The following is a 17,812-nucleotide window of genomic DNA, read 5'->3' as shown; positions in this document are numbered from 1 at the left end:
CTTAGCTCTCGTGCGTTGCTCGTGGTTGCCTCCGTGGCTCTCCTCTGATTCTCGTTCTTCGTGAGTAGGCGTCGTATGGGACTCGTCAAGGCAGCGCTTCGATGGATGAAGAACGCCCCCGCGGTCGTGCTGCGCGCACGTGAGGACATCGAGGCCGTTCGCAAGAGTGATCCGGCGGCGCGCTCGGCGGTGGAGGTTGCGCTCCTCTACCCGGGCGTTCACGCGCTCTGGCTTCACCGCGTGGCCCACGATCTCTGGACGCACGGCTCGTCGTTCTCGGCCCGTGCGGTCGGTCACGCGAATCGTTTCATCACCGGGATCGAGATCCATCCGGGGGCGACCATCGGCCGTCGCGTCTTCATCGACCACGGCATGGGCGTGGTCATCGGCGAGACGGCTACCGTCGGCGACGACTGCATCCTCTACAAGGGGGTCGTTCTGGGCGGCGTGTCGCTGAACCGGGTCAAACGCCATCCCCAGCTCGCGCCCGGCGTGGTGGTCGGTTCGAACGCCTGCATTCTCGGCGCGATCGAGATCGGTGAAGGCGCGCGCATCGGCTCCGGCAGCGTGGTCGTCCGTCCGGTACCGGCGGGCGCCACGGTCGTGGGCGTGCCTGCCCGCGTCATCGTTCCGGCCAAGCACCGGTTCGACGCGTCGCTCGATCACGCGAACCTGCCGGACCCCGTGCTCGACATGGTCCGCGCCTTGGTCGCCCAAAACGAGAAGCTCCGTCATCGAGTGGCGAGGCTCGAACAGAAGCTCGACGTCGACCACGACGAGGAGCAGGAGTTCCTGCCGTTCGACGGCGAAGAGCTCCCCCCAGCCGACGGCGGCTGAACCGCCCCGAGCCGGGACTCGACCCACGACTTCCGGCCAAAACCCGCATCCGGGGCTGCAGTTCGCGCTGGATAGGCCCCGCGACCTCGCTTTCCCGTGCTAAACCGCTCTTTCCCATGGGCGCGCCGGCGAAGAAAAACGACAGTGACGATTCGATCCAGAAGGTGATCGTCACGAACCGCCGTGCGACCTTCGACTACGCCGTCGAGGACAAGTTCGAGGGCGGCCTCGTGCTCGTCGGCAGTGAAGTGAAGTCGATGCGCGACGGCAAGGTCGAGCTCGTCGATGCCTACGCCAGCGTCGAGAACGGCGAGCTCTGGCTCAAGCAGATGTACATTGCACCGTTCGAGCGCGCCGTCGCGTTTCCTCACGAGCCGCGCCGCTCGCGCAAGGTGCTCGTGCGCAAGTCGGAGATCGCCCGCATCGACCGCGCGATCGCGCGCGAGGGCTACACGCTCGTGCCGCTGCGCCTCTACTTCAAGCGCGGTCACGTGAAGGTGGAGCTCGGGCTCGCCAAGGGCAAGAAGACCCAGGACAAGCGACGCGACATCGCCTCGAAGACGGCAGAGCGTGAGGCGCGCGCGGCGATGGGCCGTGCGCGGAAGGAGCGCGGATGAGCGGTTCGGAAGGCCAGGTCGGCCATCTCACCTGGGTGAAGGGCGGCTGGGCGTCGTTCGTCGTCGTGCAAGACGACGTGGTGACGCTTCGCTCGTCGATTCCTTCGCCGCCGGGGTCGCGTATCGATGGGCGCCTGAACGTCGAACCGGCTGCCGACGTGCGCGTGAAGATCCATGGCTCGAAGCTCGAAGCCGACGGCACCTTCACCCTCCGAGGGCGCCTGATCGACGCGAATCGAGAGCTCCGCGACCGCCTCGCGGCTCTCGCCGCGGGCACACCGGCCACCTAGCTGCCGGGCTTGCGCGCGACCGGTCGACACTTCTCGGACGGCGGCATTTCTATTAACTAGGGAAGCACGATGGCGAAGCGAGGCGAGCCGAAGGTCGATCACGAGGCAGCCCGGGAACGCACCATCGGTGCCGAGGCCCAGGCCGACGATCTCCGTATCGATCGCTCCCTTCGCCCCAAGACGCTCGACGACTACGTCGGCCAGACGAAGCACAAGGACAACCTCCGCGTGTTCGTCGAGGCGGCGCGCCGCCGGAGCGAGCCGCTCCATCACTTGCTGCTCTCCGGGCCCCCGGGCCTCGGCAAGACCACGCTCGCGCAGATCTTGGCCCACGAAATGGGCGTCGAGCTGCACATGACGAACGGGCCCGTGGTCGAACACAAGGGCGCGCTCGCCGGGCTACTCACGAAGCTCGGGAGGAACGACATCCTCTTCATCGACGAGATCCATCGCCTCAATCCGGTGGTCGAGGAGAGCCTTTACCCGGCGATGGAAGACTTCCGGATCGACGTCATGACCGGCGACGGCGCGTTCGCTTCGTCCATCCAGATCCCGGTTCAGCCCTTCACGCTCATCGGCGCGACCACGCGCACGGGCCTTCTCACGGCGCCGCTCCAGTCTCGCTTCGGCCAAACGATCCGCCTCGATTTCTATCCCGAGGAAGACCTGGCGAAGATCGTCACCCGCAGCGCGAATCTGCTCGGGATCGCCATCGCGTCGAACGCGGCGCTCTCGATTGCGCGTCGCTCGCGCGGCACGCCTCGTATCGCGAACCGTCTTCTCAGCCGCGTGCGCGACTTCGCCGAGGTGCTCGGCACGGGCAAGATCGACGAGGCCATCGTCCAGAAGTCAGCCGACCGCCTCGACATCGACAGCGCCGGCTTCGACGAGATGGACCGCCGTCTCCTCCGCATCATCATCGAGGACTACGACGGGGGACCCGTCGGCGTGGAGACCCTCGCTGCCGCGCTCGGCGAGCCGCGCGACACGGTCGAAGACGTCTACGAGCCGTACTTGCTCCAGCAGGGCTACCTCGGGCGCACCCCGCGCGGCCGCATCGCCACGCGTCGCGCCTACGAGCACCTGAAGTTGCCGTTCGCCGGCCCCGTGGTCGCGAAGCAAAAAGACCTCTTCGACGACGGCAGCAAGTGAAACCTCGACGAGCGCCGCCCTTCGCGGACAGCGCTCGCCGTTGGTTCGCTGATTAGCGCTGGCGGTCGAGCCGCACTTCGACGGAGACCTGCTCGACCGAGGCGGTGGTCGGGGGCGCCATCTTGCGGATTTCGACGGTCGCCGAGAGGGCCGGCGTCTCCTCGAGGAGGCGACTTGCCAGGCGTTGTGCCAATGTCTCCAGCAACCGGTACGAGCCGCTCGTGCCTTCACCCACCACGACGGTCGAGACCTTGTCGTAGTCGAAGACCTGTCTGAGCTCGTCGCGCCGCGGCAAGACGCTGACGGGGAGGTCCATGTCGACATCGACAATGAAATCTTGAGCCAAACCGCGCTCGGCGCGGGTGACTCCGTGATGGGCGCGGAACCGGATTCCGCGCATGTGGATGCGGTACGTCGAGGCTACAGGAGGCATGTGGGAGGAGCGCATTGTGACGAAAGCCGTTCGTCCCCGAAAGGCCTTCGCGAACCGGGCCGTTCGTTAGGAGTAGCGGTTGCGCCCAAACGATGCGGACCGATACACTCAATGTCGTGAGCGGTGGTCCGGTGCTCGTCGTCGACGACGACATGGTGTCTCGCCATGTCCTCGGGCAGGCGCTTGCTGGCGCGAAGCTCGAGCATGTCGCCGTGGGCTCCGGCGCCGAAGCTCTTGCACAGATCGACAAAGCTCACCCGTCGATCGTGCTGCTCGATCTCGTGATGCCGCAGCCGGACGGCTACCAGATCCTCCGCATCCTCCGAGCTCGGCCAGAGACGCGTGACCTTCCCGTCGTCGTGCTCACCGCGCTCGAGGCCGACGAGGAGATCGCCAAAGCTTTCGAGGCCGGCGCGGACGACTTCGTTCGAAAGCCCTTCAAGCCGGTTGAGCTCGTGGCCCGCGTCCGTGGACAGCTGCGCTTGCGGGCAGCAATGGATGCGCTCGCGCGCCGTGAACGTGACGCCAAGCTCGTGCTCGAGCTCGCCCAGGCGATGGCGTCGAACCTGGATTTCCGGAGCATCCTCTTCACGGTCGTCCAGCGCATCGCCGAGGTGGCGAAGGTCGACCGCGTCTCGATCGTGCTCGTTCGCGAGCAAGAGCAAGTCGGTTACGTCGTCGCTGCTTCGGACGACGAGCAGCTTCGCGACCTTCCCATCGATCTCACGAAGTACCCCGAGATCCAGGAAGTGCTCACGAGCGGCGAGCCCCTCGTCGTGGAAGACGCGGCCACGCATCCGCTCATGGAGATCGTCCGCGCGGGAGGGCAGGGCCGTGCAGCGTTCGCCTCCCTCTGTATCCTTCCGATCCTCTACGAGGACCGACCGCTCGGCGTTCTCTTTCTCCGCTCACGCAAGCCGGGCGTCTTCGGCGAACGGGAGCTCGCCGTGTGCCAGACCATTGCGAGCGCGATGGCCATCGCGCTTCGTAATGCGCGCGTGCTGCAGTCGCTTCGCGATCAAACGCAGCAAGTCACGGTCGCGCGCTTCGAGGCCGAGCGCCGCATGCGCTCGCTGCAGCGGTACGCGGACTTCTTCGACAGCTCGGCCGACGGCATCGTCGTCATCGATCCCGAAGGGCGATTGCTCTTTGCGAACCCGAAGGCGCGCGAAATCACCGGCTACGAAGAGCACGACCTCCGCGGCCGCCGCCTGGAGGAGATCTTCTCGAGCGATGAGATCGGCCGCGGCGAGCAGCTTCGCACCGGCTTCTTGCGAGGCGTGTTCCCGAAAGACGTCGATATCGGGATCATCGCGCGAGGCGGCAAGCCGCTCATCGTCAACGTGAGCTTCGCCGGCGTGCAACGCGAAGAAGGGGCGGTGCTCTGCTCCTTCCGTGACGTCACGCGCCAACGCGAGGTCGAAGCGGAGCTCGTCAAGACGAAGGACTCGCTCCGGCGCGTCATCGACGCTTCGATGGACGCCATCATCAGCTGCGACATGCACGGCAACGTGCTGCTCTTCAATCGCGCTGCCGAACGCATCTACGGCAAGCCGAGCAACAAAGTCCTCGGCACCGACGTCCGGGCACTCTACCCCGAGGGCGTCGCGAAGAAGGTCATGAAGCTGATTCGCGATGGGGGCGGCCGCATCGACGGCATGAAGCTCGACATCGTCGACTCGAACGGCGTGACCGTTCCCGTTTCGTTCTCCGGCGCGCTCATCCACGACGGCGACACGCCGGTCGGCAGCGTCGGCATCTTCACCGATCTCCGCGAGAAGATGCGCATGGAGCAGCAACTCCAGCAGGCGCAGGAGCAGCTCCTCGCGCAAGAGCGGCAAGCGATCGTCGCCGAGCTGGCAGGCGCGGCGGCACACGAATTGAATCAGCCGCTCACGAGCGTCCTCAATTACGCAACGCTCTTGCGACGGCTGCTCCAGGCAGGCACGCCTGCGTCGGGCGCCGCCGAAGTCATCGAAGGCGAAGCCGAACGCATGGCGGAAATCGTCCGCAAGATCGGCAAGATCACGAAGTACGAGACCAAGAGTTACGTCGGCAAACAGAAGATCCTCGACCTGGATCGTGCAAGCGACGCGGACGTCCCCGTCGCGAGCGCGCTCACGAGCGAGATCGCACCGCAGGCGAGGGCATCGGACGAGGGGGATAGCGGGGGCGACCACGAGACGACCGGCACGCGAAAGACTGAAATTGAGCGTCGCCCCGATGGAACCATTGTCCTGAAGCCCGCTGTCGGGAGCAGGGGCGAGCGGGAGTAGCATGAACCGACCGGCGAAACGGGAGGCGGAGGTGCAGGAGAGAGTCACGGTGTCGTCCGTGCCGATCAGTCGCGAGACACTCGTCTCCGCGGCGTCGGCGACCGACGTCGAGGCGGCCTGGCTCGATCGCCTTCTCCTCGCCGCGTGCGAGATGCCGGTGGCGGAGGGCGAAGTCGCCGTCGTCGCCTTCCTCGTTCGCGCCGTGGGTGAGATCTTCCCCACGTTCGGCGTCGGCGCCTGTCTGGTGACGCCCCCTCCGCGTTCTTCGTCGAGCCCCGACGCAACGCTCCCGTCCCCCGGCGAGCAGCGCCTCTTCAAATACGTTCCCGACGGCGAAGAACACCGCGCTTTGGGCGTCGACCCCACGCGCATGTTTCCTGGTTTCGCTTACGAGCGCGTCCTCGAGGTCGAGCCCCACGGCACCACGCTCCACATCTCCAGCGACGACGCGCGCGTCGAAGAACACGATACGCCGATGATGCACGTCGTGAGGCGTGCAGCACTCGCCCTCGAGCGGGGCCTCGGCCTCGCGCGTGCGCATGCCAAGGCTACAGCCGACGCACGCGAGCTCCGCGTCCTCAACTCGCACATGGTGCAGGCGGAGAAGCTCGCCAGTCTCGGGCAGATCGCCGCCGGCGTCGTCCACGAGCTGAACAACCCGCTCACGTCGATCGTCGCCTACACCGATTGGCTCATTCGCAAGGCCGGGCCGACCGGGGATCCCGACAGCCTCGAGCGCTTGCGCCGAATCGGCGAATCCTCGAGCCGCATTCTCCGCTTCACGCGCGACCTCGTGGCGTACGCGCGCCCTTCGAGCGAAGTGCCGGTGCCGGTCTCGATTCGCCACGTCATCGAGCAAGCGCTCGCGTTCTGCGAGCACGTGATCGCGCAGCACGGCGCGGACGTCGAGCGTGTGTTCGGCGACGACGTGCCCACGGTCCGCGGCATGCCGGAGCAGCTCGTGCAGGTCTTCGTCAACCTGTTCACGAATGCGTGCCACGCGATGCCCGCCGACGGCGGGGTGCTCGCCGTCTCTACGCAGCTCAACGAGGAGCGCACGCACGTCATCGTGTTCGTCGACGACAACGGTCACGGCATCGCCACCGATCACCTCCAAGCGATCTTCGCGCCGTTCTTTACGACCAAGGTCGACGGTCGCGGCACGGGCCTGGGGCTCTCGATCGTCAAGAACATCGTCGACAATCATGGCGCCGAGATCCGCGCCGAACGCAGTGCCAGCGGCGGCGCGCGCTTCGTGCTCGCGTTCCCCACGGCTGGTGCCTGAGCCACCGCGCGAGAGAGGAAAAGAGCATTGAAGAACCGTCCGTCGTGGTTCGTGGGGCTCGCCGGCGTTGCCGTGCTCGCGACGTCGGTGCTCACCGTGGGCTGTGCAGTGCACGGCAAGGTGAAGACGTCGGCGTCGGCCAACGAATCGCAGGCCTCGACGGACAGCGACATCGACGGCGCGTTCTCCGGAGCTCCGCCGGCATCGACCGGAACGGTGGCTTCGCGCCCTGCGCCGGCGCCCGAGCCGAGCTCGACGGCCGTGGCCGCTGCTGCGCCGTCTCCTCCTCCCGCGGACGCATGCCCTCTGTCTTGCTACGAGGCGTCGGGCGCCACGCGCATGTTGCTTACGGCCGAGGAAACCGCTCAGGTTCGCACGGCGCTCGAGCCGGCGCTCTCGAGGATGCGAACGTGCGAGTCAGCGGACGCATGGAAGCGGCACGGCTCTCCGATGATGCACCTCCGCCTCGACTCGAACGGCAAGCTGTCGGAGTTCGACGTCGATCCTTCGCGCGGTGACACGGGCTGCTTCGACAGCGCGGCGTCGTCGTCGAACATTTCAGTGACGTTGCCAGGGCGGACCACCGTCCGCTGCGCCGAGCGTTGCGAGCACGAGTCGGCACGCCGCTCGAGCGCCCAGGGCAAGCCGAAGAGCGCCGGCAAAGGCAAGAAGCCCGCGCACGTGACGCAGTAGCGTCGCGCACCGTCGTGGCACCTCCTCTCATAACGCAGTTCGGGGACGACCTCGTGGTCGTCGGGGCCAGTCATCACCCGCTCCGCGACGTCTACCATCTGCTCCTTCGAGCATCCTGGCCGGTCGCGTTCGCGGTCATTTCGGGCACGTTCGTGCTCTTGAATCTGGTCTTCGCGTGCGCGTACGTCGCGAGCGGCGGCGTTGCCAACGCTGCCCCGGGATCGTTCCGAGACGCGTTCTATTTCAGCGTCCAGACGATGGGCACCATCGGCTATGGCGCCATGTATCCGTCGACGAACTCGGCGCACTTCATCGTCGTCATCGAAGCCGTGGTGAGCGTCATGTTCTCGGCGCTTGCAACGGGCATCGTCTTCGCGCGCTTTTCGCGCGCCACGGGGCTTCTCGTCTTTTCTCGCAACGCCTGCATCGCGCCCATGAACGGCGTTCCCACGCTCATGCTCCGCGTGGGCAACGATCGCTCGAACACCATCGTCGAGGCAAACGTGCGAGCCGTGCTCGTTCGCACGGAGAAGACCAGCGAAGGAATCGTCTTCTACCGAATGCACGATCTCGAGCTCGCCCGCGAGCGAACTCCCGCGCTCGCCCGCTCGTGGACGGTCATGCACCCCATCACCGAAGCGAGTCCTCTCTACGGTGCGACGCCGTCGAGCTGTACGATGCAGGAGGTCGAGCTGATCATCACCGTCGCCGGCACGGACGACACGGTGCTGCAACCCGTCCACGGTCGCTATCGCTATCTGCATTCGGACATCGTCTGGGGCGCTCGTCTGGCAGACGTCCTCAGTGAGCTCCCCGACGGTCGCATGCAGCTCGACGTTCGTCGCTTCCACGACCTCACGCCGTCGGAACCCACGGAGTCGTTTCCGTTTCCGACGGCGTCCTGAGGCGACCGTTCAGCGCTGCGCTTCGAACGCCGCTGGGGCTTTCGCTGTCTCGAGCGAGGTCGGCACTTTTGCGAGCACCTTCGACACGGCGTGGGAGATCTTCTTCTCCTTGACCCTGCCGGGCTCGACCTCTTCCTGCGCAAAGCCGTGAAAGACCTGATCGCCCGACGAGCGATCGAAGATGTCGATCACGAGCTCGGCCTGCGTTGCCACCCTCTCCGGCGCGCCGACGAGGAGCGTCTGCCCGGCCGGTGCCAGGATGACTTTTCGGCGGCCCGAAGCATTGCGTACGACGAGATCGGCGGAGCTGGCAGGCGCCTGCACGTAGCCCCGCTTCGCGAGCTCCTCGTCGACGCTCGCTCGCATTGCTTGATCGACCTCCGGCGCGAGCGACGTGAGCTCGAAGCCCACCGGTGCCTCTTGCGCCGTCTCCTGCGCGTAGGTCCGGTAGTGCGTGAGATCCGCGGTTTGAGCTTTGCTCGGGGTCTTGACCTTCTGCGGGCCGGTACTGCTGCAAGCTGCAACCAGCACGGCCATCGCTAGCCATGGCGTACGCATCATGAACCGTGGCAATTCACGCGTCGTGCCATCCCTCGCGACGGTGACGCGCGGACGACGACTCGTTCGAGCGGGGCCCGATGGGGGGGACGGATGGCCCCGCTCCGTTCGGAGGACTCGCGCGGGGCGGCAGGGAAGAGATGACCCGGAGGCGCCGTATTCGGGGCCATGCTCGGTCGCGCAGCCCTCGTCGCCCTCGCTTGCTCCGTCTTCGCGGGATGTCTCGTTCCGACGACGCCCAATCCCACGCCCTCGTCGCACGCTGGGACGCCCGCGGCGACCGACGCCGACATGCAGAAATTCGACGCCATCACGAAGCAGCTCGAGGAGCATCGTACGAAGGCCCTGGACGACTCGGCCATGGAGCTCGAAGCGCACGGCAACGTCCTCTACTGGAAGACCTATCCGGGAATGGCGCCGGTCCTCCACAGCCACGACGCGGACCACGACACGACGGTCGATTACGAGTTCGGCATCGGCGCTGGCGACGACAACAACTTCCGCGCTTCGAGCGGCGTCGTGGCCACGGCGGCGTTGCGCGGCGACAAGGTTCGTTATGAGCTCTTCGACGCTCGAGCCGCGAACGCGCCCGAGGGCGCCGTCGAGTTCGATGCGCCGACGGATGAACAGAAGTACTGGGCCTACGCGGTGAGCGGCGCCGCGCTCTACGTCGTCACGACCGGCGCCGCTCACACGATCTGGAAGGTCGGTGCCGGCGAGCAGAAGGCGACGAAGCTCTTCACGCTCGAAGAGGCGGGGATCAAGGTCGGCATCTTCATGGACTTCGCGGTCGACAACACGACGCTCATGCTCGTCGAATCGGGCCGCCTGTGGCGCGTCGACCTGCAGACTCGGGAAGCCACGCCCATGAGAAACGAGACGGAGATCTCGGGCGCCGTGAGCTTCGACGTCGACGGCGTCGTCTGGGAGGAAGCCACGGCTTTGAAGTTCTTCGACTACCAGGAGAACGTCGTTCGGGACCTCTCCGCCGAGCTCCGGGGATTGTCCTATCGCCTCACGGACTCCCATGGCTCGGCGCACTACTTTTCGTCGCGGACGAGCGGCCCCGGCCACTGTCGCTACGGCGACTGGCTCGTCTACACGGGCGGCGCTGGAATCTTCGCGTACAACCTGAGGTCGCGCGCCGTGCAGCCCATCTTGCTCGACACCCAGAACGAGACCGACGGGCGAATCACGTATGTCGACCCCGTCGCCCTCCACAAAGGCACGCTCTTCGTCACCGGGCTCACGTCGCCGAGCGGTTCCGTCGGCGCCGAAGGCCCTGTGTACCAGGTCGATCTGAACGACGTCTTGAAGTGACCTGGCGCCCAAAGTGCCAAATGCGTTCGGGTACGGAGGATTGATTGAGTTTGGTGGCGCCGTCCATCAAACTCGGTCGAATGCGTCGTACGAGCCTTGGCGTCCTTGTTGGTCTTTTGGTCCTTGGCGTCTCGTCCTCGGCGTGGGCGACGACGTACCAAGTCGGGCCGAGTCGCACGAACAAGGATCTGGGCGCGGTGGCCGACAAGCTGGCCGCCGGCGACGTCGTCGAGCTCGACGGTGACGCCACGTATCCGTCGGTGAGCTTCGATCGCTCGGGAATGGCCGCCGCGAAGATCACGATTCGCGGTGTGAAGGTGAACGGCAAGCGGCCGATTCTGAGCGGCGGAACGAATACGATCCAGGCCTCGGGCGATCATTACGTATTCGAAGGACTCGAGATTACCGGCGGTACGGGGCGTTGCTTCTTCCACCACGCCGACGACATCACCCTTCGAGACAGCGTGATTCACGACTGCCCGGGGCAGGGAATTCTCGGCGCGGACAACGACTCGGGGTCGATGCTCCTCGAGTATTCCGAAGTCTACAAGTGTGGCGCCGGCGACAAATACCATCAGATTTACATGGCGACCGACGAAGCGGCCCACCCCGGCTCCGTCTTTCGCATGCAGTTCTGCTACGTCCACGACGGCAACGGCGGCAACAACGTCAAATCACGCGCCGAGCGAAACGAGATTTATTACAACTGGGTCGAGGGCGCGTTCTATCACGAGCTCGAGCTGATCGGGCCGGACCCCGAGGGTGGCATCGATCCCGATTTGAAACGTGAAGACTCCGACGTCGTCGGCAACGTCCTCGTCAAGCGCTCGGATTTCAACTTCGTGCGCGTGGGCGGAGACGGAACGGGGGACTCGAAGGGGCGATATCGATTCCTCAACAATACGTTCATCGGATTCGGTGAAGGCTCCACGGTATTTCGTGTGTTCGACGGCGTCGATTCGATCGAAATGCACGACAACGCCTTCTGGTCACCGGGGCAGGGCTACAAGATCGTGCGCGAGACCGAGGCGAGCTGGGTCTCGGGAGAGCAGATCTCCGGTCAGAACAACTGGCTCCTCGCGAGCCTCACCGCGGCGCCTTCGGGGTGGACCGGGAATCTGACCGGCGGCGACCCTGGCTTCACGAATGCGGCCTCGAACGACTTCTCGCTGAAGGCGGATAGTCCGCTCGTCGACAACGGAACCCTCTCGGTGAGCGAGCCTCCCGGGCACGACTTCCCATCGCCTCTCGCGCGACCGCTCTTTCACCCGCCGCGGCGGACGCTCCTCGCTCCCGGCACCGCCGAGCGTCGCCCCGACGTTGGCACGATCGACATCGGCGCCTTCGAGTTCGGGACTGGTCCTGCGGCGACACTCGATGGCGGAACCGGATCGGAGGGCGGGCCGGGCACGTCGGGTTCGTCGGGTTCGTCGGGGTCGAGCGGCAGCGGCGCGGCGGACGGGAGCGACGGCGGCAGCGATGGCTGTGGTGTCGGCGGCCGTGCAAGCAGTGGCGGAGCCGGACTTCTCGGGCTCGTCGCGCTCGTCTTCGTCCGTCGTCGTCCGCGCCAGAAGTAGGCTGCGGCCTCAGTCAGGATGGCGCGTTCATGATCCTGCGGGAGGTCGGCGGCTACCGCGCGGCCCCGGCTTCGGCGGCTCGGGCGGGCCCGGCGTCCAGACGAACTTGTCGATGAGCGCCGGCGGACCTTTCACGAGGACGTCGTCCTTGCCCACGGTCCAACCTTCGATGCGTCCGTCGCGGTGCACGCAGAGACGCACGAAGTGTTTGAACCCGGGGTGCCCGAGCACCGTGAACGCTTGCTGATGCTCGAAGCCGAGGACGGCGAGGATCGTGAGGTAGATGCCGAAGACGAACGAGCCGCCGAACGCCGAGGCGATGATGACGGCGGTGTCGCCGGCCATGGCGGGAAGGCGACTGGTCGAGAGACGAAGCGCCATCGGCAAGAGCCCCAGCGCCACGCCGAAGGGCGCCGCGACGAAGGCGATGCCGCGCTTCTCCTGGCCCTGGTGAGCGATGAAGTAGAGGCCGAACGTGAGCGCGGTTGCCATCGCGATCGACGTGAAAACCAGCGTATGGGTGCCGTTTCGTGCGGCCCACAACTGGAGCGAGGCGAGCAGCGCGAGCGCGACGTGGACGAGCGCACCGGCGCGGAAGAGCGTGAGGCGCACGGGAACTTCGGCCACGAGCTTCCGGCACTGGACGGCGTTCGGGTAGGCCGCGTCCGGCGGGCCCGACGGCTTCGGATACGGGCCGATGCGCGTGCCGTGCAAGAACGCGCCGCCGCCGCCGGCGATGACGTGCATCGATCGATCGACGCGCCGCCGCTCGTAGTGATGGAAGTCGCCCGCGATGTAGAAGATGCGATCGCGCTCGAGACTGAGCTTGCAGGCCGCGAGCATGCGCGCGCCGGGATCGTTGCGTAGCCCGTAGGCCATGGCGGGGTCGCCGGCCACGAACAGCACTGCGCGATCGGCGTGGGCGCGTCGCCAGCGGGTGAAATACGAACGCTGCCGGAAGTCGACGCGACCGAGCTGGCGATCGGCGCCGAACAGGTCGAGGCCTGGCGCGAGAGGCAGCGCGAAGTAGCTGGCCTCTTGCACCGGCTCGTACCCGCGCAAGACGAGGCGTCGTCGCCGCCGAATGCCGACGCCGGAGAAGAAGGCTTTCACCGATCGTCCAAAGGCGACGATCAACCCGTACGCACCGCCGACTTCGTCGAGATGGAGCTGGCGTGCGACGAGACCGACCTTGCGGCCGGTGCGGATCCGGAGCTTCCGTCCGAGCTTTGGTGTCGGATCGACATCGTCGGTGCGGAACGGTTCGTCGACGCTCCGGCGGAAGAGACGTCCGAAGCCGTCGAGGCCGTCATACCAATCGTGATTGCCGGGCACGCCGAGGACGACGCGCTTGCGGTTGCTCGCGCGGGTCCTACGGAGCTGCTCGTTCCACGGAAGTACGAGTCGCTTGTAGATTTCGTCTGCCGTTGCAACCGGGTAGGCGACGTCGCCGCCGAACACGAGCAGATCGCCACGGGGCAGTGTGCGCTTGTGTCCGGCATCGTCCGCGCATTCGTAGGTCGACGCGAGCATCTCGCCCACGCCCGCGCTCACGTCGCGATCGTCGCCGGTGTCGGCCACGAAGTCGATCCACACGGGCCGATCCAGGGCCTCGACCAAGCTCGCCGCCGGTTTGGTGGTGCCGAGCGGCCCATTGCCGGCCTGGGGATCGCCGTCCGGGGAGGACGTGCGCGATTGACCGCCTCGCAGCACGCTCACCGTGGCCCGCAGGAGCTCCTCGGGCGCATTGGGCCTCATCCAGTCACGCGAGTCGACCGACTCGGTGGCGATGGCGCGGGCGACGAAGTTCCTTAAGTGCCCAAATAGGGAGGTGATGCCGTACCAGCGTATGGCGAAGGGCGGGTGGGCTCCGTGCCGGAACACCAGCGGCCCCAGCCGATCGCCACGCGGCTCGAGAAAAATAGGCACGAGAGGCTCGGCGGAGCTCGCCGGAGGGAGGTCGTCCTCGTCGGTGACGGACGCGTGACTCGGCTGGCCGGCCCCGCTTTCGAGGGCCCCAGAGGCTTGCAACGCCGACGTGTCCCCCGATGTATCCCCGGCCGTCGTCGGGGCATCTTCGTCGGGTCCGTCCGGGGTCTCCGTCCCGTCCTCGAGCAGCACATGGAAGAGGATAGCGTTTTTGGGTTACCCTCGTCCGGTCTCAATGCGAAGAAGACTCGCTCTCGGGGTGCTTTCGGCGTTGGCGCTTCTTTCGGTCGGAGTTCGGGCCGGGGGTCCCAATGTCAAAGGGAAGATCACTGGGCAGGACAAACTCGTCCTCGACGTCTACGCGGAATCGGCCAAGCCCGAGTCGCGTCGATGGGCGTGGCGTGAGCCCTCGCCATCCGTCGCCGCGCAGTTCCGGACGCTGTCCGGAAGTCCGTCGCGCGACCTCTGCATCGCGGCGACGCGTTCGGAGAACAGCGGCCCGCAAGAGCCGATCCGCATGACGGTGACGGGCGGGCGCGTGTTCCCGACCACCATCGCGGTGACGCCGGGCACGCCGCTCGCGTTCAAGAACTTCGACCCGTTCAAGCACCGCCTTTACATCGTCGGTCAGGCGACGATGAAGGCGGAGGATCTCCAGCCCAACGCGGCGCGCACGTGGTCTGCGCCCGGGCCTGGAAAGTACGAGGTCCGTGACGAGCTCTTCCCGAGCATTCGCACGTTCATCGTGGTCGATCCGCAGGTGGTCCAGATCGCCTACCCGAGCCGTGACGGAGCCTTCAGCTTCGCGCTGCCCCAGGGTGAGTACGTGCTGAAGGCATACTTCGGAGGAAAGCAGGTCGGTAAGCCGCTTCCCTTCAACGCCAAAGATCGCTCCACACTCGAACTGAAGGATCCGTTCAACGTGGGCGTCGCCGAAGGGGCGGATTCGAAATGATGATCCTGTCGCGCATCTGGTACGTGATCCTCGCGCTGCTCCTGGCAGCGGCGTACTACGTCGTGTCGCTCGCTGTCGGGCAGTACAACCGCCGCAATGGCGCGGCGATGGAAGAGACGCTCAAGTCGGACAGTCAGTCCGTGAGCTGGGCGTTGCAGCTCGATGCCCGCCGTCGTCTCGACGTCTTGCTCCTCGCTGCGGCCGATCCCGCGGTCGGCAAGGCACTCCGTGCCGCCAACGCCAAGGACCCGATTCCGCCGACCTCCAAGGAGGAGGGCGCGAAGGCCCTTCGCGCGTTCAACGAGAAGCTGCCGGCCGAGTACAAGAACGATGCGCTGTTCGTCACCGATCGTGACGGCCGCGTCGTCGCACAGGTCGGCTACGACAGCGCCAACGCGTTCCCCGAGTTCGAGCTCGGTGGTTACGCCGCCGTGTTCGATGCGCTCCACGGCTTCCTCCGCGACGACACGTGGGTTTGGGGCGGCCGCATCGCGCGCGTCGTGACCCGCCCCGTCGAAGACGAAGTGGGTCAGCCGCCGCTCGGCGCCGTCGTCGGCCTCCGCTGGGTCGACAACAGCTTCGCCAAGGAAATCGGCAAGCGCACGCGCACGAACATCGCGTTCTATGCGCTCGGTCAGAATATCGCGCGCGCGGCCAGCACCGAGGGCTTCGAGGAGAACTCGCTCGAAGCGCTCGGGGCCGATCTGAAGGCTGTCTACGAGGACAAGCAGTTCAAGGAAGGCGGCCGTACCGACGTTCGCCCGCTCGGCGACGGTGAGAAGGGCGGCGTGCTCTTCGTGCGTCTCCCCGGCGAAGCGTGGGAGCTCAACGCAGGCTTCGCGGTCGCGCGTCCGAAGGTCTCCATCCCGACGGCGATGGGCTTCATCCAGGGCGCCGACGATCAGGACAAGAAGAACGTGAAGCTCTGGATCGTCGCGGCGCTCGTCGTGGGCGCGTCGGCGATCGGCATCCTCTTCTCGTTCCTCGAGAGCTCGCTTCCGATGCGCGAGATGGCGCGTCAGGCAGCGCGCTTGAAGAGGGGGGAGATCGACGTGCTGTCGCTCCCGCAGTTCCGCGGCGGCTATCGTCCGATCGCCTCCGACATCAACGCGGGCATCCAGCGCGTCGTCGAAAAAGGCGGTGGAACGGCGCGCAAGCCGGCCGACCTCGAGTCCATCTTGGGCCCGGTGCCTGCGCAGCCCAGCATGAGCGCGTTCTCCTTCCCCATGGCCGACGCGTCGGCGGTGCCTCAGGCCGTGCCGCAAGTTCCGCCCGGCCCCCCCGCGCCCCAGGGGCCGCCTGCGCCCACCGGTGCGAATCGTCCCGCTCCGCCCGGCGTTCCCAATGGACCGCCGCCGCCCCTGAACCGTCCGAACGCGCCGCCCATCCCGGGTGGAACGCGTCCCGGCATCCAGGATCGAACCCAGGCGATGCCGGGCGTGAACCTTCCCGGTCTCCCGCCGCCCGGACCGGCAGCGGGCGCGCCGCCTCCGGTCAATGCGCACAGCGCGACGGTCGCCGCGGCGGGGGCGCCAGCCTATCCGGCGCCGCCTCCGACGAAGCCCGCCGCGATGGCCGCCGTCAACGCGGCTGACAAGGAAGAAGAAGAGCAGACGATGGTCGCGCAGCCGTCGGCGGACCTCATCGCCGCGACCGGCGGCGGTCCGGCCGTCACCGATCCCGCTGCGGAATGGCACGCGGTCTACGAGGAGTTCCTCAAGACCAAGCGCGAATGTGGCGAGCCGATCGACGGCCTCACGTTCGACAAGTTCAAGCAGACGCTTACCAAGAACCGTGACGCGCTCATCCAGCGCCACGGCTGCAAGCGCGTGAAGTTCTCGGTCTACGTCAAAGAGGGCCGCGCCTCACTCAAGGCCACGCCCGTGCGCGACTGAGGCGACCGAGAACGGAAGTCCCGCACATTCGTCGCGAAACGCCGGCCGCGCATCCAGAGCGCGCGCCGGCGTTTTCGTTTCTGAAGGTCGTGCGCCTGTCGGGGAGCCGAGCGCGCCGTACGGAACGAGGCTTGCACTTCGGAGCCGCATGGACCGCACGGCGCTGCACCTCGAGCTTCGCAATGGCCTGGAAATCTCGGATGAGCTGCGTCGGCACGAGCATGCGCTCGAGAACGATGGGCTTGCAGCACGGCTCTCCGCGCTTCACACGCTTCTCGACGACCTCGAGCGGGAGATCGGCCAGTCCCACGTAGGCCTCGTGGCCAGACACCTTCACGCGGGCCACGAGGTTCACCGTCTGGTGCGAGAGCTCGCCGAGCGGCGTCGGGAAGTACCGCTTCGATTGAGGCGTCGCCTTGCGCTGCTCGTCGCTACCGGGCGACGCATCGCGGCAGGCCTCACCGAGCCTGGCGCGCGTGTGCGGTCGAAGCCGGTGGCCGGGATTCTTCCGCTCGCACGTCTCGTCCCGCAAGACGTCCACTCGGTCGTCGACTACCTCGCGAGTACCGCCACGCTCGCCAGCACGTTCGTCGCTCGGACGAAAGCCGCGAAGATCGTCGGAGCGAACCTGGCGTCCACCGGCGGTGCACTCTCGAAGCTGACCGACCAGCGCCTCAGCGTCGTGAAGGCGATCCCGATCGAGGCACACGAGGGACTCGACTACCTCTGGGGCGCCGTCGCGATCGCGTCTCCGTTCGTATTCGGTTACGCAAAGAAGGATCGACTCGCGAGTACGATTCAAATTGCAGCGGGTGTAGGGACCATCCTCTCCGCGCTTTTCACCGACTACCGCGCGTCGAAGGGCCTGACCCGCCCTCATCGCTCACACGGCGGCCCGGCGGCGAGGCGCCTTCCTCACATGCAAAAACCGCCTTCCGAGCACGACGAGCCCGACGAGTATCGCGTGCGCATGCGACGCGTTCCAGACGTGCAAAGACCGCTCGAAGGACTCTCGTCGGCGCCCACCGATTGGCACCCCGATGCCGATGGCAAAACCGAATTGCCCTGACGCACGATTCTAATTTTCGGC

16 protein-coding genes are annotated in these 17,812 nt (G+C 66.5%); 13 read left to right on the top strand and 3 right to left on the bottom strand.

Features of this window, described 5'->3' with window-relative positions; all coding sequences use genetic code 11:
* Positions 1-75: 75 nt before the first annotated feature.
* The 4 genes from cysE to ruvB all read left to right on the top strand — a co-directional run bounded on the left by cysE (position 76) and on the right by ruvB (position 2,896).
* Positions 76-837: a serine O-acetyltransferase gene (cysE, locus tag AKJ09_RS51750; RefSeq protein WP_146655263.1), complete on the top strand. Its 762-nt coding sequence runs from the start codon at positions 76-78 to the stop codon at positions 835-837.
* Between the two features lie 116 nt (positions 838-953).
* Positions 954-1,454 carry an SsrA-binding protein SmpB gene (gene smpB, locus AKJ09_RS51745; protein WP_146655262.1) on the top strand — a complete coding sequence of 167 codons (501 nt, stop codon included), beginning with the start codon at positions 954-956 and terminating at the stop codon, positions 1,452-1,454.
* Positions 1,451-1,744, top strand: coding sequence for a hypothetical protein (locus AKJ09_RS51740; RefSeq protein ID WP_146655261.1), 294 nt, complete (start codon positions 1,451-1,453; stop codon positions 1,742-1,744). Before smpB ends, AKJ09_RS51740 begins: the two co-directional genes overlap by 4 nt.
* Positions 1,745-1,813: 69 nt before the next feature.
* The gene (ruvB, locus tag AKJ09_RS51735; protein ID WP_146655260.1) at positions 1,814-2,896 is read left to right on the top strand and encodes a Holliday junction branch migration DNA helicase RuvB; all 1,083 of its coding nucleotides are present in this window, start codon (positions 1,814-1,816) and stop codon (positions 2,894-2,896) included.
* Between the two features lie 52 nt (positions 2,897-2,948).
* On the opposite strand, the gene AKJ09_RS51730 is transcribed toward ruvB, so the two are convergent.
* Entirely contained in the window at positions 2,949-3,296 is a 348-nt protein-coding gene (locus tag AKJ09_RS51730) for a dihydroneopterin aldolase (protein WP_240488914.1), read from the bottom strand.
* Between the two features lie 125 nt (positions 3,297-3,421).
* On the opposite strand from AKJ09_RS51730, the gene AKJ09_RS51725 reads away from it, so the two are divergent.
* The 4 genes from AKJ09_RS51725 to AKJ09_RS51715 are packed head-to-tail and all read left to right on the top strand — an operon-like array spanning position 3,422 to position 8,488.
* Positions 3,422-5,605, top strand: a complete 2,184-nt coding sequence (locus AKJ09_RS51725; RefSeq protein WP_240488913.1) for a PAS domain S-box protein — start codon at positions 3,422-3,424, stop codon at positions 5,603-5,605.
* Positions 5,606-5,654: 49 nt separating this feature from the next.
* Entirely contained in the window at positions 5,655-6,890 is a 1,236-nt protein-coding gene (locus AKJ09_RS51720; RefSeq protein WP_169928693.1) for a sensor histidine kinase, read from the top strand.
* Positions 6,891-6,917: 27 nt separating this feature from the next.
* Positions 6,918-7,583: a hypothetical protein gene (locus tag AKJ09_RS54050; RefSeq protein WP_169928692.1), complete on the top strand. Its 666-nt coding sequence runs from the start codon at positions 6,918-6,920 to the stop codon at positions 7,581-7,583.
* A gap of 14 nt (positions 7,584-7,597) precedes the next feature.
* Complete coding sequence (locus AKJ09_RS51715) at positions 7,598-8,488, top strand: ion channel (RefSeq protein ID WP_169928691.1); 891 nt, start codon at positions 7,598-7,600, stop codon at positions 8,486-8,488.
* Positions 8,489-8,497: 9 nt separating this feature from the next.
* On the opposite strand, the gene AKJ09_RS54045 is transcribed toward AKJ09_RS51715, so the two are convergent.
* Entirely contained in the window at positions 8,498-9,049 is a 552-nt protein-coding gene (locus AKJ09_RS54045; RefSeq protein ID WP_205634020.1) for a DUF4136 domain-containing protein, read from the bottom strand.
* 165 nt (positions 9,050-9,214) lie between these two features.
* On the opposite strand from AKJ09_RS54045, the gene AKJ09_RS51705 reads away from it, so the two are divergent.
* Both AKJ09_RS51705 and AKJ09_RS51700 read left to right on the top strand, forming a co-directional pair.
* A complete protein-coding gene (locus tag AKJ09_RS51705; protein WP_169928689.1) occupies positions 9,215-10,366 on the top strand; it encodes a hypothetical protein in 1,152 nt (383 codons plus the stop codon).
* Positions 10,367-10,563: 197 nt separating this feature from the next.
* Positions 10,564-11,943: a hypothetical protein gene (locus AKJ09_RS51700; protein ID WP_146655255.1), complete on the top strand. Its 1,380-nt coding sequence runs from the start codon at positions 10,564-10,566 to the stop codon at positions 11,941-11,943.
* Between the two features lie 27 nt (positions 11,944-11,970).
* Here the strand turns inward: AKJ09_RS51700 and AKJ09_RS51695 are convergent, their stop codons facing one another.
* The gene (locus AKJ09_RS51695) at positions 11,971-14,064 is read right to left on the bottom strand and encodes a hypothetical protein (RefSeq protein WP_146655254.1); all 2,094 of its coding nucleotides are present in this window, start codon (positions 14,062-14,064) and stop codon (positions 11,971-11,973) included.
* Positions 14,065-14,143: 79 nt separating this feature from the next.
* Between AKJ09_RS51695 and AKJ09_RS51690 the strand changes: the two genes are divergently transcribed.
* The 3 genes from AKJ09_RS51690 to AKJ09_RS51680 all read left to right on the top strand — a co-directional run bounded on the left by AKJ09_RS51690 (position 14,144) and on the right by AKJ09_RS51680 (position 17,791).
* Positions 14,144-14,827 (top strand): cupredoxin domain-containing protein, encoded by a 684-nt coding sequence (locus AKJ09_RS51690; protein WP_146655253.1) that lies wholly within the window; start codon positions 14,144-14,146, stop codon positions 14,825-14,827.
* The gene (locus AKJ09_RS51685; protein WP_146655252.1) at positions 14,824-16,722 is read left to right on the top strand and encodes an MXAN_5187 family protein; all 1,899 of its coding nucleotides are present in this window, start codon (positions 14,824-14,826) and stop codon (positions 16,720-16,722) included. The genes AKJ09_RS51690 and AKJ09_RS51685 overlap by 4 nt, the downstream gene beginning before the upstream one ends.
* A gap of 148 nt (positions 16,723-16,870) precedes the next feature.
* On the top strand, positions 16,871-17,791 hold the full coding sequence (locus AKJ09_RS51680) for a hypothetical protein (protein WP_146655251.1): 921 nt from the start codon (positions 16,871-16,873) through the stop codon (positions 17,789-17,791).
* Positions 17,792-17,812 lie beyond the last annotated feature (21 nt).

Origin of the sequence: Labilithrix luteola (assembly GCF_001263205.1) — a bacterium.
Classification (GTDB): Bacteria; Myxococcota_A; Polyangia; order Polyangiales; family Polyangiaceae; genus Labilithrix; species Labilithrix luteola.
The sequence above is the reverse complement of the archived record's forward strand: the minus strand, read 5'-3'. Positions and strand labels throughout refer to the sequence as shown.